Annotated in this window: 20 protein-coding genes; 18 read left to right on the top strand and 2 right to left on the bottom strand. The window is 68.1% G+C overall.

Annotated features, from left to right (window positions below):
• Positions 1-47: 47 nt before the first annotated feature.
• Complete coding sequence (locus CLU95_RS15845) at positions 48-1,277, top strand: nucleoside recognition domain-containing protein (RefSeq protein ID WP_099794478.1); 1,230 nt, start codon at positions 48-50, stop codon at positions 1,275-1,277.
• Positions 1,278-1,364: 87 nt separating this feature from the next.
• Here the strand turns inward: CLU95_RS15845 and CLU95_RS15840 are convergent, their stop codons facing one another.
• The gene (locus CLU95_RS15840; protein ID WP_099794476.1) at positions 1,365-3,374 is read right to left on the bottom strand and encodes an alkyl/aryl-sulfatase; all 2,010 of its coding nucleotides are present in this window, start codon (positions 3,372-3,374) and stop codon (positions 1,365-1,367) included.
• A 125-nt stretch (positions 3,375-3,499) separates the two neighbouring features.
• Here CLU95_RS15840 and CLU95_RS15835 point away from each other — a divergent pair, with 125 nt between their 5' ends.
• From CLU95_RS15835 to CLU95_RS15815, 5 genes are all read left to right on the top strand, one after another.
• The gene (locus CLU95_RS15835) at positions 3,500-4,414 is read left to right on the top strand and encodes a LysR family transcriptional regulator (protein ID WP_099794474.1); all 915 of its coding nucleotides are present in this window, start codon (positions 3,500-3,502) and stop codon (positions 4,412-4,414) included.
• Positions 4,415-4,626: 212 nt separating this feature from the next.
• Positions 4,627-5,136 (top strand): flavin reductase family protein, encoded by a 510-nt coding sequence (locus tag CLU95_RS15830; protein ID WP_099794473.1) that lies wholly within the window; start codon positions 4,627-4,629, stop codon positions 5,134-5,136.
• Positions 5,133-5,651, top strand: a complete 519-nt coding sequence (locus CLU95_RS15825) for a BON domain-containing protein (RefSeq protein ID WP_257214638.1) — start codon at positions 5,133-5,135, stop codon at positions 5,649-5,651. Before CLU95_RS15830 ends, CLU95_RS15825 begins: the two co-directional genes overlap by 4 nt.
• Positions 5,652-5,744: 93 nt before the next feature.
• Entirely contained in the window at positions 5,745-6,653 is a 909-nt protein-coding gene (locus CLU95_RS15820) for a DMT family transporter (protein WP_099794471.1), read from the top strand.
• Positions 6,650-7,597 (top strand): glutaminase, encoded by a 948-nt coding sequence (locus tag CLU95_RS15815; protein WP_099794469.1) that lies wholly within the window; start codon positions 6,650-6,652, stop codon positions 7,595-7,597. Before CLU95_RS15820 ends, CLU95_RS15815 begins: the two co-directional genes overlap by 4 nt.
• A 4-nt stretch (positions 7,598-7,601) precedes the next feature.
• Here CLU95_RS15815 and CLU95_RS15810 read toward each other — a convergent pair whose 3' ends face one another.
• Positions 7,602-8,600 (bottom strand): SDR family oxidoreductase, encoded by a 999-nt coding sequence (locus CLU95_RS15810; RefSeq protein ID WP_099794467.1) that lies wholly within the window; start codon positions 8,598-8,600, stop codon positions 7,602-7,604.
• A gap of 96 nt (positions 8,601-8,696) precedes the next feature.
• Here CLU95_RS15810 and CLU95_RS15805 point away from each other — a divergent pair, with 96 nt between their 5' ends.
• The 12 genes from CLU95_RS15805 (at position 8,697) to CLU95_RS15750 (ending at position 21,171) form a co-directional block, all read left to right on the top strand.
• Positions 8,697-9,644 (top strand): LysR family transcriptional regulator, encoded by a 948-nt coding sequence (locus tag CLU95_RS15805; protein ID WP_099794465.1) that lies wholly within the window; start codon positions 8,697-8,699, stop codon positions 9,642-9,644.
• A complete protein-coding gene (locus CLU95_RS15800; RefSeq protein WP_099794463.1) occupies positions 9,645-10,139 on the top strand; it encodes a hypothetical protein in 495 nt (164 codons plus the stop codon).
• A 410-nt stretch (positions 10,140-10,549) separates the two neighbouring features.
• Entirely contained in the window at positions 10,550-11,743 is a 1,194-nt protein-coding gene (gene urtA / locus CLU95_RS15795) for an urea ABC transporter substrate-binding protein (protein ID WP_099794462.1), read from the top strand.
• Between the two features lie 5 nt (positions 11,744-11,748).
• Positions 11,749-12,651 (top strand): urea ABC transporter permease subunit UrtB, encoded by a 903-nt coding sequence (gene urtB / locus CLU95_RS15790; RefSeq protein WP_099794460.1) that lies wholly within the window; start codon positions 11,749-11,751, stop codon positions 12,649-12,651.
• Between the two features lie 3 nt (positions 12,652-12,654).
• Complete coding sequence (gene urtC, locus CLU95_RS15785; RefSeq protein WP_099794458.1) at positions 12,655-13,710, top strand: urea ABC transporter permease subunit UrtC; 1,056 nt, start codon at positions 12,655-12,657, stop codon at positions 13,708-13,710.
• A gap of 29 nt (positions 13,711-13,739) precedes the next feature.
• Positions 13,740-14,507 (top strand): urea ABC transporter ATP-binding protein UrtD, encoded by a 768-nt coding sequence (urtD, locus tag CLU95_RS15780; RefSeq protein WP_099797328.1) that lies wholly within the window; start codon positions 13,740-13,742, stop codon positions 14,505-14,507.
• A gap of 17 nt (positions 14,508-14,524) precedes the next feature.
• Entirely contained in the window at positions 14,525-15,214 is a 690-nt protein-coding gene (urtE, locus tag CLU95_RS15775) for an urea ABC transporter ATP-binding subunit UrtE (RefSeq protein ID WP_099794456.1), read from the top strand.
• 43 nt (positions 15,215-15,257) lie between these two features.
• Positions 15,258-16,295, top strand: coding sequence for an aliphatic amidase (locus CLU95_RS15770; RefSeq protein WP_099794454.1), 1,038 nt, complete (start codon positions 15,258-15,260; stop codon positions 16,293-16,295).
• A 67-nt stretch (positions 16,296-16,362) separates the two neighbouring features.
• Positions 16,363-17,682, top strand: a complete 1,320-nt coding sequence (locus CLU95_RS15765) for a purine-cytosine permease family protein (protein WP_099794453.1) — start codon at positions 16,363-16,365, stop codon at positions 17,680-17,682.
• A 32-nt stretch (positions 17,683-17,714) separates the two neighbouring features.
• Positions 17,715-18,725 (top strand): alpha/beta fold hydrolase, encoded by a 1,011-nt coding sequence (locus CLU95_RS15760; protein ID WP_099794452.1) that lies wholly within the window; start codon positions 17,715-17,717, stop codon positions 18,723-18,725.
• Positions 18,722-19,540 carry a CbbQ/NirQ/NorQ/GpvN family protein gene (locus tag CLU95_RS15755; RefSeq protein WP_099794451.1) on the top strand — a complete coding sequence of 273 codons (819 nt, stop codon included), beginning with the start codon at positions 18,722-18,724 and terminating at the stop codon, positions 19,538-19,540. The genes CLU95_RS15760 and CLU95_RS15755 overlap by 4 nt, the downstream gene beginning before the upstream one ends.
• Positions 19,537-21,171, top strand: coding sequence for a nitric oxide reductase activation protein NorD (locus CLU95_RS15750; RefSeq protein WP_099794450.1), 1,635 nt, complete (start codon positions 19,537-19,539; stop codon positions 21,169-21,171). The genes CLU95_RS15755 and CLU95_RS15750 overlap by 4 nt, the downstream gene beginning before the upstream one ends.
• The last annotated feature ends 20 nt before the right edge of the window (positions 21,172-21,191 follow it).

The following is a 21,191-nucleotide window of genomic DNA, read 5'->3' as shown; positions in this document are numbered from 1 at the left end:
ATGATCAACGGCACACACGGCAGCCAACGAAAAGAAGGAAAAAACGCGTGCTCAATGGGTTGTGGCTGGGGTTCTTCGGGATGGCGGCGCTGGCAGCGCTGGGACGCTGGCTCGTCGGCGGCGACCCGACCGTGTTCGCGGCGCTGGTCGAAAGCCTGTTCACGATGGCGCGGCTGGCCGTCGAGGTGATGGTGCTGCTGTTCGGCACGCTCACGCTGTGGCTGGGCTTCCTGCGCATCGCCGAAGCCGCCGGCCTCGTCGGCTGGCTCGCGCGCCTGCTCGGGCCGCTGTTCCGGCGCCTGATGCCGGGCGTGCCAGCCGGGCACCCGGCGCTCGGGCTCATCACGATGAACTTCGCGGCCAATGCGCTGGGGCTGGACAACGCCGCCACCCCCATCGGCCTGAAGGCCATGCGCGAGCTGCAGCGCCTGAACCCCGACCCCGTGACGGCCACCAACGCGCAGATCCTGTTCCTGGTGCTCAACGCCTCGTCACTGACCTTGCTGCCCGTCACCATCTTCATGTACCGGGCGCAACAGGGCGCGAGCGACCCGACGCTGGTGTTCCTGCCGATCCTGCTGGCCACCAGCGCCTCGACGCTGGTGGGCCTGCTCACGGTGGCGGTCGCGCAGCGCCTGCGGCTGTGGGACCCGGTGGTGCTGGCCTACCTCGTGCCGGGCGCGCTGCTGCTGGGCGGCTTCATGGCGCTGCTGGGCACGCTGTCGGCGGCGGCCATCGCCTCGCTGTCGTCGCTGCTGGGCAACCTCACGCTGTTCAGCGTGATCATCGTGTTCCTGGCGGCCGGCGCGATCCGGCGCATCAAGGTTTACGAGGCCTTTGTCGAAGGCGCGAAGGAAGGCTTCGACATCGCGAAGAACCTGCTGCCCTACCTCGTCGCGATGCTGTGCGCCGTGGGCGTGCTGCGCGCCTCGGGCGCCCTCGACTTCGCGCTCGACGGCCTGCGCTGGCTGGTGCAGGCTGGCGGCTGGGACGCACGCTTTGTCGACGCCATGCCGACGGCGCTCGTCAAACCCTTCTCGGGCAGCGCGGCCCGCGCCATGCTCATCGAGACCATGAAGACCCAGGGCGTCGACAGCTTCCCCGCGCTGGTGGCCGCCACCATCCAGGGCAGCACCGAGACCACGTTCTACGTGCTGGCGGTGTACTTCGGCGCGGTGGGCATCCAGCGCGCGCGGCATGCGGTGGCGTGCGCGCTGCTGGCTGAACTGGCGGGGGTGGTGGCCGCCATTGCGGTCTGCTACTGGTTCTTCGGCTAGTTCATCGTCATTCAGGGCACGATCACGCCGCCGGGGGACATTCGCGGAGGGGAGTACCCGGTGTCCTTTGCACGCGCCCCGAACAAACTACTTGCGCGGCTCCACCACAGGAAACATCAGATCGAAGTTGTCGAGCATCCCGAACAGCTCCCCCAGCTTCGCGCGGTTCCCATCGATCTTCACCTGCCCCGACTGCACGGCCTCAGGAAACGTCGTCTGCTTCAACGTGATCGCATCGAGCGTCGCCCGGCTCAGCGTGACGGTAGCGTCCGCCCCGCTCGCCTGCTGGTTCTTCACATGCGTGAGCGCCGAGTTCTCCAAGGTCAGCACGAACTTCTGGTTCGAATCGGTGAAGTTCCAGTTGACCACCATCGTCTTGCCTTCGGCCTTGGCTGCGTCGAGCCGCACGCCGAGGTAGTCGAAGAACAGCTCGTTGCTCACCGCCTTCAGCGTGTCGCCGTTCGCGCTGCTGCCGCCCGGGATTTTCGGCACGCCGTTGCGCAGTTCCATCGCGCCCACCAGGTAGGCGCTGCGCCAGGTGCCCGCCTCCGACTGGTAGCCGAGCTGTTCGAGCGCGTCGGCGCCGAGTTCGCGTGCCGCGCGGTTCGCCGGGTCGGCGTACACCACCTGGCTCATCGCGCTCGCCACCCAGCGGTACTCGCCCTTCTTGAAATCGTCGCGGGCGCGCGCCACCACTGCGTCGGCGCCGCCCATGTACTCGACCGTCTTCTTCGCTTGCGCCACCGGCGGCAGCGGGTTCAGGTTGGCCGGGTTCGCGTCGTACCAGCCCAGGTACTTCTGGTAGACCGCCTTCGCGTTGTGGCGCAGCGTGCCGTAGTAGCCGCGCGTGGACCACTCCTGCTCCAGGCTCGCGGGCATGCGCAGCGTCTCGGCGATCTCGGGTGCCGTGTAGCCGTGGTTCAGCAGGCGCAGCGACTGGTCGTTGATGAACTTGTACATGTCACGCTGCTTCTTCAGCAGGTCGACGATGCGCGCGCGTCCCGTGGTGGGCCAGTGGTGCTGCGCGATGAGCACGTCGGTCTTGTCGCCGAAGGCCACGCGGGCCTCGTCGATGTACTTGGCCCACAGGTTGCCGTCGCGCACCTCGGCGCCGCGGATCGTGTACAGGTTGTGCATGTTGTGCGTCACGTCCTCGGCCATGTTGAGCACGCGGAACTGCGGCATGTACATGAGCATTTCGGACGGCGCCTCCGAGCCCGGCACCAGCTGGAACACGATCTGCACGCCGTCGATGGTGCGCTCCTCGGTGGTCTTCTCGATGGTCGAGGTGGGCGCGATCAGCGTCACGCTGCCGCGCGCCAGCGCCTTGCCCAGGCCCGTGTCGACCTGCCCGCGCGCGCCCGGCGGCAGCAGCGTGCCGAACTGGTACTGCGAGCGCCGGTTCATCGCGTTGCCCGCGAGGATGTTCTCGGCCACCGCCGACTCCATGAAGCCCGAGGGCGCGATCACCTGCACCTTGCCCGCGGCCACGTCGGCCTCGCTGACCACGCCCTTCACGCCGCCGAAATGGTCGGCATGGCCGTGCGTGTAGATCACCGTGCCGACCGGCTTCTTCGGGCGATGCTGGTAGTACAGCGCGAGCGCGGCGCGCGCCGTCTCGGCAGCCAGCAACGGGTCGATCACGATCAGCGAGGTGTCGCCTTCGACGATGGTGATGTTCGCCAGGTCGAAGCCGCGCACTTGGTAGACCCGGTCGGTCACCTTGAACAGGCCGTGAATCGCATTGAGCTGCGCCTGACGCCACAGGCTCGGGTTGACCGTGTCGGCCGCCTCGTTCGCCTTCAGGAAGTCGTAGGGCTTCATGTTCCAGACCGGGCGCGGACCGCTGCCCGTCACCAGCGCGTCGGGCACGGTGCCAATGAAGCCGCGCATCGCGTCCTCGAAATCCTGCTTGTTGGCGAACGGCAGCGCCTTCGCCATGTCGGCGTTGGCCTTCAGCGTGACGGGCTCGGCCGCCTTGGGCGTCACCACCACCGGCTGCGCCGTGGCGGTGAAGGCACAGGCCCAGGCGACGAGGGCCAGGGAGAAGCGGGCGGAAGGCGTGGAAGACGAGGAAGCAGAAGCAATGCGGGTCATCGATGTCTCGGGGTTGTTGTCTGTCGAAAGACGGGGCACGGAAAGGGAGCAACGGCCAATTCTCGGAAGCAAGCAACCCCTTGGCCAATGCAAAATGTGATCTTGCTTTTGAACCAGAACGCAAAATGCAGCTGCGCCACCTCCAGCACCTGATCGCCCTCGCCGAGCAAGGCAGCTTCGGGCGTGCCGCGCAGGCCGTGCACCTGTCGCAACCCGCGCTGTCGCGCAGCATCGACGCACTCGAACAGGCGCTGAAGGCCCGCCTCATCGATCGCGCCTACGGCACCGTGCGCTTCACGCAGGCCGGCGAGCTGGTGCTGGCGCGGGCCCGCGAGCTGGTCGCCGACGCGCGGCAGATCCAGCGCGAGGTGCAGCAGCTCGAAGGCCTCACGCTCGGCAGCCTCGACGTCGGCCTGGGCCCGTTCGCGGCCGGCCTGCTGGGGCGCGCGGCGCTGTCGCTCATGACGCAGCGCCACCCGCAGCTGCTGATGCGCATGGAAGTGGCCGACACCGTCACGCTGTGCGAGCGGCTGCACAAGCGCCAGATCGACCTGTTCATCGCCGACACCCGCGACCTGAAGAAACCCTCGGGCCTGAAGCTCGTGCGGCTGCCCAACGTGCCGGTGTCCTTCTTCGTGCGGCCCGGGCACCCGCTGCTGAAACAGCCGGCGCCGCTCACGCTCGAACAGCTCATGGACTACCCCGTGGCCGGCCCGCACCTGCCCAGCGAGGTGGCCGCGTATTTCGACCGGCAGATCCGCCGCACCGACCGCGGCGTGTTCAACGTGATCTGCGACGACGCCGACACGCTGCGGCACCTGGCGCTGACCGCCCACGCGGTGATCCTCGCGCCCCACGCGCCCGGCCTCACGCCCGAGACCGCCGCCCTCGCGCCGCTGGCGGTGACGGGCCTGTCGCGCATGCGCACCCACTACAGCCTGGTGACGCTGGCGGGCCGCACACCCACGGCGGCCGCCACCGTCTATACCCGGCTGGTGACCGAGTTGCTCGGCCCCGCCAAGCAGCCCGCCAAAGCTTGAGAAGGCGCGAACGAGCCCGCCATGTCCGCTCCTCCCACCCAGACACGCTCCCTCTGCGTTGCAAATGCTCGCCATAGCCCGAGCTATGGCTGCGCTTTGCGCCTTGATGGCGCGCGCCTGGGCGGGCTGCTCGGCCACGCCGGACTCATTCACGCCTTCTGCGCCAAAATGGCCCCTCCTTTGCCGCTCACCGCCTTGCCGTCCGTTCTCCCGTGACCACTTCCCGCCGGGCCCAGCCCCCCACCTTCTCGCCCGGCGAATTCCGCAAGGCACTCGGCATGTTCGCCACCGGCGTGACCATCGTCACCGCACGCGCGGCCGACGGCAGCCTGGTCGGCCTCACGGCCAACTCGTTCAACTCGGTGTCGCTCGCGCCGCCGCTGGTGCTGTGGAGCCTGGCACGCGCGGCCGCGTCGATGTCGGCGCTGCGCGCCGGCTCGCACTACGCGGTCAACATCCTGGCCGCCAACCAGAAGACACTGGCGGAGCGCTTCGCCACCAAGAACATCGACCGCTGGGCCGACGTGGCCTACACCGAAGGCCTGGGCGGCGCCCCCGTGCTGCAGGGCGCGGCCGCGAGCTTCGAGTGCTTCAACCGCAGCCGCTACGACGAAGGCGACCACGTGATCTTCGTGGGCGAGGTGGAGCGCTGCATGCACGACCCCGACGCCTCGCCGCTGCTGTTCCACGGCGGGCACTTCTACACCGAGCACCCGTTGTGAACCGCCCCGCGCTGCTGGCCGTCCTGCTGCTCGCCGCGCGGATGGCTGCGGCGCAGGGCACGCCTGAGCCGCCATCGCCATCGTCGCAACCGCTGCGGCAGAACTGGTTCGACGACCCCTTCTTCCTGGTCGCCGCGGGCCTGCCGGCCTGTCCCATGCCGCAGGGCCCCTACTACACCGCCGAGGAACGCCGCGCGCAGACCCACTCGCGGCTGGAGCGCGGCACCAGCTGCTGGCTCGCCGGCAAGTGCACCGACAGCAACGCCTACCGCTACGACAAGCCGCTCGCGCCCAAGGTGCGCGCCGCGCTGCTGGCCGTGCCGGGCGTGCGCCGCAGCAGCGTGTGGGTCACGGTGCAGCGCCGCTGGGTCTACCTGCAGGGCTGCGTGCCCGATGCGGCCCTGGCCCGGAAGCTCGAACGCGCGGCGCGCACCGTGCCCGACGTCGAGACCGTGGTGCCCGACCTGATGGTGGGCACGCGTGGCAAGCCGCCCTACCCGCTGGCCGGGCACTGAGCGACGGCGCACGGATTTTGCGCTGGCGCGCTACGATCATCGGATGAATTCGGCGGCCCTTCCGCCGCCCCTGCCGCCACCGATTGACCGCGAATGATCCAGCGCAAGACCCACCTCGACTCCCTGGCCATCGGCCTGCTCATCGTCTGCTGCGCGTTCTGGGGCCTGCAGCAGATCCTGATCAAGACCACCGTGACCGAGGTGCCGCCGTTGTGGCAGGCCACGGTGCGCATGGTCGGCGCGGTGGCGCTCCTGTGGCTGTGGTGCGCGGTGCGGCGCGTGCCGCTGTTCGAGCGCGACAGCACGCTGTGGCCCGGGCTGCTGGCCGGCCTGCTGTTCGCGGGCGAGTTCGCCGGCATCTACCTGGGCCTGCAGCACACCAGCGCCTCGCGGCTCACGGTGTTCCTGTACACCGCGCCCTTCTGGGTCTCGCTGCTGCTGCCGCGCTGGGTGCCGGCCGAGCGGCTGCGCGGCTTCCAGTGGCTGGGCCTGTTCATCGCCTTCGCGGGCGTGGTGCTGGCCTTCAGCGAAGGCTTCGGCCACATGAGTTCGTCGCAGCTCATCGGCGACGGCATGGCCCTGGCGGCCGGCATGCTCTGGGGCCTGACCACGCTCACGCTGCGCACCACGCGCCTGGCCACGGCCAGCGCCGAAAAAACACTGTTCTACCAAGTGGCCGTGACGGCCGCCGTGTGCCCCCTACTGTCGCTCGCGCTGGGCGAGACCTGGGGCTTCTCGTACTCCGCCTGGGCCTGGACCTCCATCGGCCTGCAGACGGTGGTCGGCGCCTTCGCGAGCTACCTCACGTGGATGTGGCTGCTGCGGCACTACCCGGCCACGCAGATGTCGTCCTTCACCTTCCTCACGCCGCTGTTCGCGCTGATCTTCGGCGTGGCGCTGCTGAAGGAGCCGCTCACGCTGCAGCTGGTGGTGGCGCTGATCGGCGTGGCGCTGGGCATCGTCCTGGTGAACCGGCGGCCTGCGGTACAACGCTCGGCATGAGCACGAAGACCCCGACCCGATTCCAGCCCGTCCTCGACGAGATCGTCGCCACCCTGCGCCTGCAGCTCGGCCAGGGCGGCACCGTGGCCAGCTACATCCCGGCGCTGGCGCGCATCGATGCGCGGCAGTTCGGCATCGCGCTGCGCACCTGCGACGGCGAGGAAGCCGGCGCGGGCGACTTCGAAACGCCCTTCTCGATCCAGAGCGTGTCCAAGCTCTTCACGCTCACGCTCGCCATGCAGCGCATGGGCGATGCGCTGTGGGAGCGCATCGGACGCGAGCCCTCGGGCAATCCGTTCAACTCGCTGGTGCAGCTGGAGAACGAACAAGGCAAGCCGCGCAACCCCTTCATCAATGCCGGCGCCATCGCGGTGGCCGACCGGCTCGTGAGCCAGGCCAAAGCCAAGGGCGGCAGCGCCAAGACCGACATCCTCGCGCTCATGACCAGCCTGTGCGGCGAGCGCATCGGCTTCGACGGCGAGGTGGCGCAGTCGGAGGCCGACACGGGCTTTCGCAACGTCGCGCTGGCCAACTTCATGAAGAGCTTCGGCAAGATCGACAACGACGTGGCCGAGGTGCTCGACACCTATTTCCACCAGTGCGCGCTGCGCATGAGCTGCCGCCAGCTCGCGCGCGCCGCCGCCTTCCTGTGCCGCGACGGCGCGCACCCGATCGCCGGCGAGCCCGAGGTCACGGGCGAACGGCAGACGCGTCGCATCAACTCGCTGATGCTCACCTGCGGCACCTACGACGCGGCCGGCGACGTGGCCTTTTCGATCGGCCTGCCCTGCAAGAGCGGCGTGGGCGGTGGCATCGTCGCGGTGGTGCCCGACAAGCTCACGCTGTGCGTGTGGTCACCGGCGCTCGATGCGACCGGCAACTCGCTGCTGGGCATGAAGGCGCTCGAACTGTTCGTCGCGCGCACGGGCCTGTCGGTGTTCTGAGCCTTCAGGCGGGCACGGCCACCGGCGCGGCGGCGAGGCTGCCCATGCCTTCGAGCGCGGCTTCCACGGCCTCTTCGAGCGGCGTGTGCGGTTCGCGACCCAGAAACGCCACCAGCTTCGTGTTGTCCATTGCCACCGGCGTCTGCCACAGGTAGCGCATCTCGCGCATTTCGCGAAAGGTGGTGACGAAGGGCGAGGCCAGCGTCAGCAGCCACCACGGAAAGGCCGACACGCGCGGTGCATCGGCGCCCGTGCGGCGGGCCACCACCTTGCGGATTGCACCGCTCATGCGCGTGCCGTCGGCATCCCAATGGCCGGCCATGTGAAAGCGCGCGAAGGGCTCCAGCCGGTCGCGGCGCGCCAGCAGCTCGACCATGGTGCGGGCCACGTCCGGCAGGTACGACCACTGGTGGCCCATGCCGGGCCGACCGGGGTAGCTCACGGCCTGGACCGGCTGCCCCGCCTTCACCAGCCCCTGCGAGAACCAGTTGTTGCCCGGCTTCGGGCCGAAGAAATCGCCGGCCCGCACGATCAGCACGCGCGCACCGCCGTCGCGGCTGGCGGCCTCGAGGCGTCGCTCCATCTCGACGCGGATCGCGCCCTTGCGCGTCACCGGGTGCTGCGGCGAATCTTCCTTCAGCAGCGGAAACGCATCGGGGCCGAAGTTGTAGACCGTGCCCGGCAGCACGATGGTCGCGCCTTCGGCCCGCGCGGCGGCAATGGTGTTGTCGAGCATCGGCAGCACCAGCTGCGCCCATCCGCGATAGCCGGGCGGGTTGACCGCATGCACGATGACCGCGCAGCCTTTGGCGGCACGCGTCACCGCCTGGCGGTCCATGGCGTCGCCGGCCAGCCAGGTGATGCCGTCCTTGCGCGTTTCTGCCTGCGCCGCGCCACGCTTCAGCGCCCGCACCTGCCAGCCCGCATCGCGCAGCTGCCGCGCCACTTCGCCGCCAATGCCGCCGGAGGCACCCAGAACCAGGACCGTGTCTTTGCGTGTCATGAAAACTCTCCAGAACAGTGATCGATGCGTGAATTCTGGGCAGAAGCCTGTTCAATTGGAATTGCCCAACATGAGACAGCAGCTATACATTTATGCATGACCTCGAACATCGGCTGGGAGCTCTACCGTTCATTCCTCGGCGTGCTGCGCGAAGGCTCGCTGTCGGGCGCGGCACGCACGCTGGGCATCACCCAGCCAACGGCCGGGCGCCACGTCGCGGCGCTCGAAAAAGCACTGGGCGTGGTGCTGTTCACGCGCTCGCAGGTCGGACTCATGCCGACCGAAGTGGCGCAGGCCCTGCGAACCCATGCCGAGGCCATGGAGAGCACCGCCGCCTCGCTGGAGCGCGCCGCCAGCAGCCAGGGCGAAGGCGTTCGCGGCGTGGTGCGCGTATCGGCCAGCGAGGTGATCGGCGTCGAGGTGCTGCCGCCCATCGTCGCGCGGCTGCGCGAGGCGCATCCGGCGCTGAAGGTCGAGCTGGTCGCAACCAACCGCGTGCAAGACCTGCTGCGCCGCGAGGCCGACATCGCCGTGCGCATGGTGCGCCCCAGGCAGGAGCAGCTGGTGGCACGCCACATCGGGCAGATCGAACTGGGCTTTCATGCGCGCAGCGACTACCTCGCGCGCCACGGCACGCCCCGCAAACTCGACGAACTGGCAAGCCACGCGGTCATCGGCTACGACCAGCCCTCGGCCTTCGTGCGCAACGCCGGCAAGGCCTTGAAGGGCATCGGCCGCGACACCTTTTCGCTGCGCACCGACAGCGACCTGACGCAGCTGGCGCTCATCCGCGCCGGCGCGGGCATCGGCATCTGCCAGGTCGGCCTGGCACGACGCGACACCGCGCTGATGCGCCTGCTGCCGCGCGCGCTCTCGCTCAAGCTCGACACCTGGGTCACGATGCACGAAGACCTGCGCCACAGCCCGCGCTGCCGCGTGGCCTTCGATGCGCTGGTCGAGGGCTTGCAACAGTACGTTGGCACGGCGGCGGCCCCCGCGCCCCGGGCGACAATGCCCCGCGCAAGACCCAAAGCTTCTCCCTGAATGACGACGACCGATTCCCCCGACCACCTCCCCCTGCAGGAACCCCGCCTCTGGCGCGACGACCTCTGGACCGCCCGCATCATCAAGAACGAGGAAGACGACGGCTGGGCCGTCGAGATGACCCGCCACGGCGACCCCGAGCCCGCGCTCGTCGGCCCCTGGACCATGGGCCGCGACAAGAAGAACCCCAAGCCGCTGGACACCCCCGCCTTCCACACGCTCGTGAAGACCGCCGCCGAGGTGATCCGCCGCCACGAGCAGCAGTTGCACGCCACGCTCAACAAGAGCGTGACGGTCAGCGCACGCAACGACCAGCGCATTCGCGTGGCGCTCTCGATCGTGCCCGACGAAGACAACCCCTCGGCCACGCTCACCGCGTACGACGATGCCGACGATTCGGAACTGGCGAGCGTGAACGTGTCGCCCGCGTTCCGGCTCACGACGTCGAGCGCCACCGCGTGGATCGAGTCGGACTACGCGCGCCCGCGCAGCTGACCGCCTCTGATTCACGCAGGCGCTGCGCGCGAATAGCACACGCGCCGCCCTTTCGCCAATTAGCGAAAAAGCGTATGTTCACGCCGGGGTGAGACGAGAAGAATCCGCCCCAACGAGCAATCGTTCCCAGTCATACGACGCCCGCTGCCAGTGCTGCCAGCGAGGTGTCGGGCAATAAAGCCCGAACCGGTTTCACCACCGGTTCGGGCTTTTTTGTTTTTTCGGTCGCAACAACGCCTTTTCAAAACGGATGCGCGTCATCCGGTGGCGCAGCTTTGCCCGAAGAAAACGCACTGGCAGCACAGCGCTCGTTTGCAGGGGCCGCGCGGCGGGAGGAGACACCCACCACGCGGTTCCGAAGGTCGGATGTTCCTGATGACTCGCACAAAACCAAAGCAAAGGAATTTGACATGACGAACGCTTTCAACCGCCGCCAGATCGTGAAGACGGGCGGCTCGATGATCGTGCTGGGCGCCGCCGGCGGCGTGGCCGGCCTGGCCCGCGCGCAGGACGGCGCCACCGTGAAGCTCGGCCTGCTGCACTCGCTCTCGGGCACCATCGCCATCGCCGAGGCCTCGCTGGTCGATGCCGAAAAACTGGCCATCGAAGAGATCAACGCCGCCGGCGGCGTGCTGGGCAAGAAGATCGAGGCCGTGGTCGAAGACGGCGCCAGCGAGAACTCGGTGTTCGCCGAGAAGGCGCGCAAGCTGCTGGAGCGCGACAAGGTCGCGGCCATCATCGGCTGCTACACCTCGGCCTCGCGCAAGGCGCTGCTGCCAGTGCTCAACCAGGCCAAGGGCCTGCTGTTCTACCCCACCTACTACGAAGGCCAGGAGCAGGACAAGCGCGTGTTCTATCCCTCGCAGGAAGCCACGCAGTCGGTGATCGCGGCCGTGGAATGGATGGCGCGCGAGAAGGGAAAGAACTTCTTCCTCGTCGGCTCCGACTACATCTATCCGCGCACCTGCAACAAGATCGCCAAGCCCGCCATCGCCAAGGCCGGCGGCAAGGTGCTCGGCGAAGAGTACGCACCGCTGGGCCACACCGAGTTCTCGTCGATCATCAACAAGATCAAGGCCGCCAAGCCCGACTGCATCTACAGCACGGTGGTGGGCGGCTCCAACGTGGCCTTCTACAAGCAGCTGCGCGCGGCCGGGCTCGACGGCACCAAGCAGGTGCTGCTGTCGACCGTGGTGTCCGAGAACGAGATCGACGGCATCGGCAAGGACAACGCCGCGGGCTACTACGCCTGCATGGGCTACTTCCAGAGCATCAAGTCGCCGGCCAACGAGAAGTTCGTGAAGGCCTTCAAGGCCAAGTACGGGCAGGACCGCGTGATCGGCGACCCGATGGAGGTGGCCTACAACAGCGTGTACCTGTGGAAGCTGGCGGTGGAAAAGGCCAAGTCCTTCGAGGTCGACAAGGTCACGGCCGCCGCCGCAGGCGTGGAGATCGAGGCGCCCGAAGGCACGGTGCGCGTGCACGCCACCAACCACCACGTGTGGAAGAAGGTGCGCGTGGGCCGCGCGCGGCCCGACGGGCAGTTCGACATCGTGTGGGAATCGCCGCAGCTGGTCGAGCCCAACCCCTTCCCGAAGGTCTGAACGCGATGAACTTCGACATCGCGGTGATGCAGGTGTTCAACGGCGTGAGCCTGTTCACCATCCTGCTGCTCATGGCGCTCGGGCTGGCCATCGTGTTCGGCCTGATGGGCGTCATCAACATGGCGCACGGCGAGCTGATGGCGCTGGGCGCCTACATGACCTACCTGGCGGCGCGCTTCTTCGAACACTACGCGCCGGGCTTCATGGACCTGTACCTGTTCGCCGCGATTCCGTTCGCGTTTGCTGTGACCTTCGCGTTCGGCTATGTGCTGGAGCGGGGCTTCATCCGCTTCTTCTACGACCGCCCGCTCGACACCCTGCTGGCCACCTGGGGCCTGAGCCTCATGCTGCAGCAGGCCTACCGCTCCATCTTCGGCGCGCAGGAAGTGAGCGTGCCGCTGGCCTCGTGGCTGGCGGGGGCGTGGGAGCCCACGGCGGGCATCCAGCTGCCGCTGAACCGCATCTTCATCGTCGGGCTCACGGCCCTGGTCGCGGTCGGCGTGTACCTGCTGCTGTACCGCACGCCGTGGGGGCTGAAGGTGCGTGCGGTGACGCAGAACCGCGCCATCGCCGGCGCGGTGGGCATCGACACGCACCGCGTCGACGCGATGACCTTCGCGCTGGGCTCGGGGCTGGCGGGCATCGCGGGTGCGGTGTTCACGATGATCGGCTCGACCAACCCCGGCACGGGCCAGCTGTACATCGTCGACTCGTTCATCGTGGTGGTGTTCGGCGGCGTGCAGAGCCTCATCGGCACCGCGCTCTCGGGCTTTGCCATCGCGCAGTCGCAGACCTGGCTCGAGTACCTCATGAGCGGCTCGATGGCCAAGGCCACGATCCTGCTGCTGGTGATCGCGGTGCTGTACTTCCGGCCCAACGGCCTGTTCGCCACGCGCGCGAGGAGCTGACGCATGCACGGTCTTTCTCCTCAACGCAAGCGCGACCTCGGCGCGATGGTGGCCGTGCTGGCACTGCTGGCCGTGGTGCTGCCGCTCACGCTCGATCCGTTCCGCCTGAACCTCATCAGCAAGTACCTGGCCTTCGCGTTCGTCGCCGTGGGCGTGGTGCTCACCTGGGGCTACGGCGGCGTGCTGAGCCTGGGCCAGGGCATGTTCTTCGGCCTGGGCGGCTACATGATGGCGATGTTCCTCAAGCTCGAAGCCTCCGCGCCCGAGCTGCCGGACTTCATGGTGTGGAGCAGCGTCGAGCAGCTGCCCGCGTGGTGGCAGCCCTTCCACTCGCTGGGCTGGACGGTCGTGGGCATCCTCGTGATTCCCGCGGTGCTGGCCTATGTGTTCTCGTACGCGATCTTCAAGCGGCGCGTGAGCGGCGTGTACTTCGCGATCGTCACGCTGTCGCTGGCGCTCACGCTCACCGTGGTGGTGGTCGGTCAGCAGGGCGACACCGGCGGTGCCAACGGCATCACCGATTTCCGCACGCTGCTGGGCTGGGACATCGCCACCGACGAGGCCAAGCGCACGATGTACTTCGTCGAGGTGGCGGCCATCGCGCTGGTGATGGTGGTGTCGCTCGCCATCGTGCGTAGCCGCTTCGGCAAGCTGCTGATCGCCATCCGCGACAAGGAAGACCGCGTGCGCTTCAGCGGCTACAACACGGCGCACATGAAGGCCTTCGTGTTCGCGGTGGCAGCCGTGCTGTCGGCCATCGGCGGGGCGTTCTACAGCCTGCAGGTGGGGCTGATCGCGCCGGGCGTGATCGGCGTCGTGGCCTCGGTCGAGATGGTGATCTACGCCGCGGTCGGCGGGCGACTGTCGATTCCAGGCGCAGTGATCGGCGCCCTGCTCATCGGCTTTCTCAAGTCGTACCTGTCGGAGACCTTTCCCGAAGGCTGGCTGTACTTCCTCGGGGCCGTGTTCATCCTCGTGGTGTGGGCGATGCCGAACGGGCTTGCGGGCCTGGGCGAGAAGCTCATGCGCCGACGCGGCGCTGCGGAGGTGGCGCCATGAACGCCACGATGACGATGCCCAACGGCGGCATGCCGCAAGCGGCGGCGGCGTTCTCGCACTCGAACGAGCAGATCCTGCGCATCGAAGACCTCACCGTGTCCTTCGACGGCTTCAAGGCCGTGGACGGACTGAGCCTCTCGGTCGAGCGCAACGAGCTGCGCGTGATCATCGGCCCGAACGGCGCGGGCAAGACCACGCTGCTCGACATGGTGTGCGGCAAGACCAAGCCCAGCGCGGGCCGCGTGCTGTTCAACGGCCAGGACCTCGGGCGGTTGAACGAGTACGAGATCGTGCGCGCCGGCGTGGGCCGCAAGTTCCAGACGCCTTCGGTCTACGAAGACCTCACGGTGCTCGAGAACTTCGAGATCTCGCTGCCGCGCATGCACGGCCTGCTGCAGTCGCTGACCTTTCGACGCACGCCCGCCGTGCGCGAACGCATCGACGCGATGGCCGAGCAGGTCTTTCTGAGCGAGCGCCTCGGTCATCGCGCCGGGCAACTGAGCCACGGGCAGAAGCAGTGGCTCGAGATCGGGATGCTGCTCATGCAGGAGCCCGAGCTGCTGCTGCTCGACGAGCCCGTGGCCGGCATGAGCCCGCGCGAGCGCGAGCAGACGGGCGACCTGCTGCGCCGCATCTCGGCGGGCAAGTCGGTGGTCGTCATCGAGCACGACATGGACTTCGTCAAGCGCATCGCGCACCGCGTCACGGTGCTGCACCAAGGCAAGTTGCTGAGCGAAGGCACCGCCGCCGAGGTGCAGGCCGACCCGCGCGTGATCGACGTGTACCTCGGTCATTGAGAAGAGGAGATATCCAGATGCTCGAAGTCTCCGAACTCAACGTGGCGTACGGTGAATCGCACGTCATCCGCGATGTGTCGCTGCGCGTCGCACCCGACGAAGCGGTCGCCATCATGGGCCGCAACGGCATGGGCAAGACCACCTTGCTGAAGTCGCTCATCGGCCTCTTGCCCGCGCGCGGTGGCCACATCCGCCTGGGCGGCGCCGAGCTCACGAAGCTGCCCAGCTACCAGCGCGTGGCGCAGGGCCTGGCCTTCGTGCCGCAGGGGCGCATGGTGTTTCCGTTCCTCACGGTGGAGCAGAACATCCTCGCGGGCGCTGCAAGGTCGGGCCACCGCACGGTGCCCGACTACCTCTACACCTTCTTCCCCGTGCTCAAGGACATGAAGCAGCGCAAGGCCGGCAACCTCTCGGGCGGCCAGCAGCAGATGCTGGCGATTGCGCGCGCGCTCATCTCGGAGCCGAAGGTGCTGATCCTCGACGAGCCCACCGAGGGCATCCAGCCTTCGATCATCAAGGAGATCGCGCAGACGCTGAACGTGCTGCGCGCCGAGCGCGGCTTCGCCGTCGTGGTGTCGGAGCAGGTGCTGAGCTTCGCGCTCGACCTGGCCGACCGCTTTCTCGTCATCGACCGCGGCCGCATCGTGCACGACGAAGCGCGCGCCACGCTCGACCAGGACAAGGTCCGATCCTTTCTGACCGTGTAGGCCCTTCCCTCTTTTCCTTCAACCACCCTTCAGGAGCAGCGTCATGAGACATGGTGATATTTCGAGCAGCAACGATTGCGTCGGCGTCGCGGTCGTCAACTACAAGATGCCCCGCCTGCACACCAAGGCCGAGGTGCTCGACAACGCACGCAAGATCGGCGAGATGCTGGTCGGCATGAAGAAAGGCCTGCCGGGCATGGACCTGGTGATCTTTCCCGAGTACTCCACGCACGGGATCATGTACGACGCCAAGGAGATGTACGACACCGCATCGGCCATCCCCGGCGAGGAGACCGCGATCTTCGCGGACGCCTGCCGCCGCGCCAACGTGTGGGGCGTGTTCTCGCTCACCGGCGAGCGCCACGAGGAGCACCCGAACAAGGCGCCCTACAACACGCTGATCCTCATGAACAACCAGGGCGAGATTGTCCAGAAGTACCGCAAGATCATGCCGTGGGTGCCCATCGAGGGCTGGTACCCGGGCGACTGCACGTATGTGAGCGACGGCCCCAAGGGCATGAAGATGAGCCTCATCATCTGCGACGACGGCAACTACCCCGAGATCTGGCGCGACTGCGCGATGCGCGGCGCCGAACTCATCATCCGCTGCCAGGGCTACATGTACCCGGCCAAGGAGCAGCAGATCCTGGTGTCGAAGGCCATGGCCTTCATGAACAACACCTACGTGGCCGTGGCCAACGCGGCCGGCTTCGACGGCGTGTACTCGTACTTCGGCCACTCCGCACTCATCGGCTTCGACGGCCGCACGCTCGGTGAATGCGGCGAGGAAGAGATGGGCATCAACTACGCCGAGCTCTCGATGAGCCTGATCCGCGACGCGCGCAAGAACGGCCAGTCGCAGAACCACCTGTTCAAGCTCGTGCACCGCGGCTACACCGGCACCATCAACTCGGGCGACGGCGACAAGGGCGTGGCGGCCTGCCCCTACAACTTCTACACGCAGTGGATCAACGACCCCGAGGGCACGCGCGAGATGGTGGAGTCGTTCACGCGCACCACGGTCGGCACGCCCGAGTGCCCGATCGAGGGCATTCCGAACGAGCCGGCGAAGCACCGCTGAGCCACCGCCGCACCCCGCTCTTCCGCCCTTCCCCTTCAACGTCAAAAGCAAGAAAAAGAGGTATGCCATGAGTCAGACGCATGTCGACGACACGGTACTCGGCGACGAGTACGAGCACGACCCGGTGCCGCTCTCGAAGCGGCGCAGCACCTTCTCGGTCTCGATGGTGTGGCTCGGGTTCCCGATGATCATCACGGGGGCCATGACCGGCTCCATCCTGGTGGCGGGCATGGGCTTCCGGTCCGCGCTGCTCGCGATGGTCGTGGGCAACCTGCTGATGTTCGCGTATGTCGGGGCGCTCGGCGCGCTGGGCACGGCGCGCGGCCACAACTTCGCGCTGCTGGCCAGTGCCAGCTTCGGCAAGAAAGGCTACGTGTTCGCGTCGGGCCTGCTGTCGACCCTGCTGCTGGGCTGGTACGCGGTGCAGACCGGCATCACGGGCAACCTGATGCACACGGCCTTCAAGTTCGACTACCTGACGATGACGATTGCGGCAGGCGTGCTGTACCTGGGGATCACCTTCGTCGGCATTCGCGGGCTGCACTGGATCGGCATGGTGTCGGTGCCGCTGTTCGTGGTGCTGGGCGGCTGGGTCGCGCTGCATTCGGCCGGCGCGGCGGGGTGGGACAAGGTGCTCTCGTACGCCGGCACGCAACCCGCGTTGCCGATGTCCTTCGGCATCGGACTGACCATCGTGGTGGCGCTGTTCATCGACGCGGGCACGGTCACGGCCGACTTCAACCGCTGGGCCGCCGACCGCAAGAGTTCGCTGATTGCCACGGCCTGCGCCTTTCCGGTGGCCAACCTGGTCGCGATGCTGGTCGGCGGCGTCATGACGGCCGCACTGGCGCTGCCGCAACCGCAGCCCTTCGGCCTGGACAACATGTTCGGCTACCTGCTCGCGCAGAACGCGCCATGGCTGGCCGTGGTGGCCTTCGTGTTCCTGCTGTGCAACCTGGGCTCGGTGTGCGCGCACTGCCTCTACAACTCGGCCGTGGGCTGGTCGCGCATCGGCAACGGGCGCATGCGCGTGTTCGCCGTGGCGCTCGCCGCGGTTGGCATCGCGATTGCCGCAGCCAACGTGTGGGCGCTGTTCATTCCGTGGCTGTCGCTGCTGGGCATCCTGGTGCCGCCCATCGGTGCCGTCCTGATCGCCGACCTGTACTTCGTGCGGCCCGGCGCCGCCATCGGTGCCGACTGGCGCCCGCGCGCCTTCATCGCCTGGGGCGTGGGCTCGCTGGTGGCCTACGCCACCGAGACGATGGCGCCGCAGCTGTCGACGGCGGTGGCGGCCTTCATCGCGGCAGGCGTCTGCTACTTCGTGCTCCACATCGGCAGCGCCGCACCGGTGGCGGCGGCCACGCCTTCCCCTTCCATCAAGAACTGAACCCCTCCTTCGAAAGCGAAAGCGACCACACCATGGACTACGACATCTTCGACCTCGGCGACGTGCCCCTGCAGCGGGGCGCGACGCTGCGCAATGCGAAGCTCGCCTACAAGACCTACGGCAAGCTCAACGCCGACAAAAGCAACGTGATCGTCTACCCGACCTGGTACTCGGGCCAGCATTACGACAACGAATGGCTGATCGGTCCGGGCATGGCGCTGGACCCCGAGAAGTACTTCATCATCGTGCCGAACATGCTGGGCAACGGGCTGTCGTCCTCGCCCAGCAACACGCCCGAGCCGTACAACCTGTCGCGCTTTCCGGACATCACGCTCTACGACAACGTGACGCTGCAGCACCGGCTGGTGACGGAGAAATTCGGCATCGAACGCATCGCACTGGTGGTCGGCTGGTCGATGGGCGCGCAGCAGACCAACCAGTGGGGCTGCCTCTACCCCGACATGGTGAAACGCATCGCGCCCTTCTGCGGCTCGGCGAAGACGGCGCCGCACAACATCGTGTTCCTCGAAGGCGTGAAGGCCGCACTCACGGCCGACGTGGCATGGAACGGCGGCTGGTACAGCGCGCCGCCAAGCAAGGGCCTGCGCGCAGTCGGCCGCGTGTATGCGGGCTGGGGCCTGTCGCAGCCCTTCTACATGCAGGAGCTGTGGCGCGAGCTGGGCTTCAGTTCGCTCGAAGACTTCCTGGTCGGCTACTGGGAAGGCTTCTTCCTGCAGAAGGACGCGAACAATCTGCTCGCGATGCTGTGGTCGTGGCAGCACGGCGACATCAGCGACAACCCGGTGTTCAAGGGCGACATCCAGAAAGCGCTGGGCGCCATCCAGGCGCGCGCGATCATCATGCCGGCCGAGCGCGACCTGTACTTTCCCGTGGCCGACAACGAATGGGAGGTGTCGCACATGCCGAACGCCGAGTGCCGCCCGATCCCCGGCGTGTGGGGCCACTTTGCGGGCGGCGGCAGCAGCCCGGTCGACACGCGCTTCATCGACGACGCCCTCAAGGAACTGCTCGCCACGCCATGAACGCCCCCGTCCACGACCCGCTCGCCAGCTACCGCATCGAGACCGAGCCCTTCTACCGGCCCGCAGGCAATGAGGTGGCGCTGTACCGGCACGCCTACCGGCACCGCATGCCGCTGATCCTCAAGGGGCCGACCGGTTGCGGCAAGACGCGCTTCGTGGAGCACATGGCGTGGTCACTCGGACGGCCGCTGGTCACGCTGGCGTGCAACGAGGACATGACGGCGTCGGACCTCGTGGGGCGCTACCTGCTCGATGCGAACGGCACGGCCTGGCACGACGGGCCGCTGACGCTCGCAGTGCGCCACGGCGGCATCTGCTACCTCGACGAGGTGGTCGAGGCGCGGCAGGACACCACCGTGGTGATCCACCCGCTGACCGACGCGCGCCGCATCCTGCCGCTCGACAAGAAGGGCGAGCTGGTGCACGCGCACCCCGACTTCCAGCTCGTGGTGTCGTACAACCCCGGCTACCAGAGCAGCGCGAAGGACATGAAACCCTCGACGCGCCAGCGCTTCGCAGCGCTGGAGTTCGACTACCCCGACGGCGCGCTCGAAGCGGAGATCGTCGCGCACGAGGCCGGCGTCGAACCCACCCTCGCCGCGAAGCTCGTGGCCATTGCGCACTGCTCGCGCGAACTCAAGCACCGCGGGCTCGACGAGGGCGTGTCGACGCGCATGCTGATCTACGCGGGCGTGCTCATCCGCGACGGCGTGTCGCCGCGCGACAGCTGCGACATGACGATGACGCGCGCCCTCACCGACGACCCCGAAATGGCGAGCGCGCTGCAGGGCTTTGTCGAGGCGCAGTTCGGATGAACGACGGGCACGGCGCCCTCTCGCTGCTGGCCCGCGGGCTGGTCGGCATCGACGTCGACGTGCAGCCACTGGCCGGCGCACGCGCCGTGCTCACGGGCCGCCGGCTGCTGCTGCCCGAAGGCGACGAGGCCATGCGGCTGCACCGCGCGATGGTGGCGCACGCGGTCGCACACCTGCGCCACTCGACGCCCGCGCGGCCGGCGCGCACGCTCAAGCCGATGGGCATCGCCATCGTCTCGGCCCTTGAAGACGCGCGCGTCGAACGGCTGCTGTGCCGCGACTTTCCTGGCCTGCATGGCTGGTTCACCGCTGCGCTGCCGCCCGCACCCGATCCGCTGGACCTGCGCTTTGCCGCGCTGGTCGCACGCATGGACCGCGTGCTGCTGCTAGCCAATGCGCAGGACGACAACCACTGGGTGAACAAGGCGCGCCGCCTGTTCGACGAGACCGTGGCCCGCGCGGGGCTGGAGGACTACGACGCCTTCCGCGCCGTCGCCTCGATCCTCGCCAACGACCTCGGCCAGATGCGCGTGCGCTTCGAGCCGCAGGACTACGCCGTGCCCGCACCCTGGCGCGACGACAACAGCTACCTGTGGGATTTCGGCGAGGCCGAGACGCCGCCCGACGAAGCCATCGCGCTGCAGCAGACGGGCGCGCGACCACCGCCCCCTTCGGATGCACCGAGCGAAGGCAACGAAGCGCCACCCGAAGGCATCGCCGACATGGAACTCGGCCGCTACACCTACCCCGAATGGGACCGCACGCAGGAGCGCCTGCGACCCGACTGGTGCACGGTGATCGAGAAGCTGCCCGCGTGGCAGGGCCTGGGCGCGATGGGCACGTCAACGGCGGCGGGCCATGAGCGCATCGTGCCTCTCGCCCTGCCCCGCGCGCGCCACCTCGACCGCACGCACCGCCTGCGCCGCCAGTGGGAAGGCGACGACATCGACCTCAATGCGGCCATCGAGGTGCTGGTCGATCGCCGCCTGCGCCTGCGGCCCGACGCGCGGCTGTTCATGCGACCCGGCAAGGGCCCGCGCCCGTCGAGCGTGCTGGTGCTGCTCGACCTGTCGGAATCGGCCAACGACGCGGGCCACGGCGATGGTGCGGTTTCACTGCTCGACCTGGAGAAGCAGGCCGCGCTGCTGCTCGCCGCCTCGAACGCGCGCGGCATCGACCGGCTGGCCATTCACGGCTTCTCGTCGAACACGCGCGCCGAGGTGTACTACTACCGCCTGCTCGAATTCGGCCAGCCGCTGGCTGCGCCCTCGCGCGCCATGATCGGTGCGGTGCGCGGGCGCTACTCGACGCGCATGGGCGCCGCGCTGCGCCATGCGGCGTCGCACCTGCAGGCCGAGCCGGCCGGGCCGCGCGCGATCCTGCTGGTGACTGACGGTGCGCCGTCGGACATCGACGTGCACGACCCGAAATACCTCATCGAAGACGCCCGCCAGGCCGTGGCCGAAGCGCGCGATGCCGGTGTGCGCAGCGCGTGCATCGCGGTGGACGGCGCGGCCGACGCGTATGTGCGGCGCATCTTCGGCTGGCGCAACTATTGCATCGCCGACGATGCGCGCAGCCTGCCCGCACGGCTGGCCCGCATGAGCACGCGGCTGGCCGCCGCCCATTGATGGAACGCGTGAAGAAAGAC

Origin of the sequence: Variovorax sp. 54, from assembly GCF_002754375.1 — a bacterium.
GTDB lineage: Bacteria > Pseudomonadota > Gammaproteobacteria > Burkholderiales > Burkholderiaceae_C > Variovorax.
The sequence above is the reverse complement of the archived record's forward strand: the minus strand, read 5'-3'. Positions and strand labels throughout refer to the sequence as shown.

Coding starts and splice junctions, on each gene's coding strand:
- CLU95_RS15820 (WP_099794471.1), top strand. CDS start 5,745: ATGATCCAGCGCAAGACCCACCTCGACTCCCTGGCCATCGGCCTGCTC.
- urtA (WP_099794462.1), top strand. CDS start 10,550: ATGACGAACGCTTTCAACCGCCGCCAGATCGTGAAGACGGGCGGCTCG.
- urtB (WP_099794460.1), top strand. CDS start 11,749: ATGAACTTCGACATCGCGGTGATGCAGGTGTTCAACGGCGTGAGCCTG.
- CLU95_RS15750 (WP_099794450.1), top strand. CDS start 19,537: ATGAACGACGGGCACGGCGCCCTCTCGCTGCTGGCCCGCGGGCTGGTC.
- CLU95_RS15755 (WP_099794451.1), top strand. CDS start 18,722: ATGAACGCCCCCGTCCACGACCCGCTCGCCAGCTACCGCATCGAGACC.
- CLU95_RS15805 (WP_099794465.1), top strand. CDS start 8,697: ATGACCTCGAACATCGGCTGGGAGCTCTACCGTTCATTCCTCGGCGTG.
- CLU95_RS15835 (WP_099794474.1), top strand. CDS start 3,500: ATGCAGCTGCGCCACCTCCAGCACCTGATCGCCCTCGCCGAGCAAGGC.
- urtD (WP_099797328.1), top strand. CDS start 13,740: ATGCCGCAAGCGGCGGCGGCGTTCTCGCACTCGAACGAGCAGATCCTG.
- urtC (WP_099794458.1), top strand. CDS start 12,655: ATGCACGGTCTTTCTCCTCAACGCAAGCGCGACCTCGGCGCGATGGTG.
- CLU95_RS15760 (WP_099794452.1), top strand. CDS start 17,715: ATGGACTACGACATCTTCGACCTCGGCGACGTGCCCCTGCAGCGGGGC.
- CLU95_RS15840 (WP_099794476.1), bottom strand. CDS start 3,374: ATGACCCGCATTGCTTCTGCTTCCTCGTCTTCCACGCCTTCCGCCCGC.
- CLU95_RS15765 (WP_099794453.1), top strand. CDS start 16,363: ATGAGTCAGACGCATGTCGACGACACGGTACTCGGCGACGAGTACGAG.
- CLU95_RS15800 (WP_099794463.1), top strand. CDS start 9,645: ATGACGACGACCGATTCCCCCGACCACCTCCCCCTGCAGGAACCCCGC.
- CLU95_RS15815 (WP_099794469.1), top strand. CDS start 6,650: ATGAGCACGAAGACCCCGACCCGATTCCAGCCCGTCCTCGACGAGATC.
- CLU95_RS15770 (WP_099794454.1), top strand. CDS start 15,258: ATGAGACATGGTGATATTTCGAGCAGCAACGATTGCGTCGGCGTCGCG.
- urtE (WP_099794456.1), top strand. CDS start 14,525: ATGCTCGAAGTCTCCGAACTCAACGTGGCGTACGGTGAATCGCACGTC.
- CLU95_RS15810 (WP_099794467.1), bottom strand. CDS start 8,600: ATGACACGCAAAGACACGGTCCTGGTTCTGGGTGCCTCCGGCGGCATT.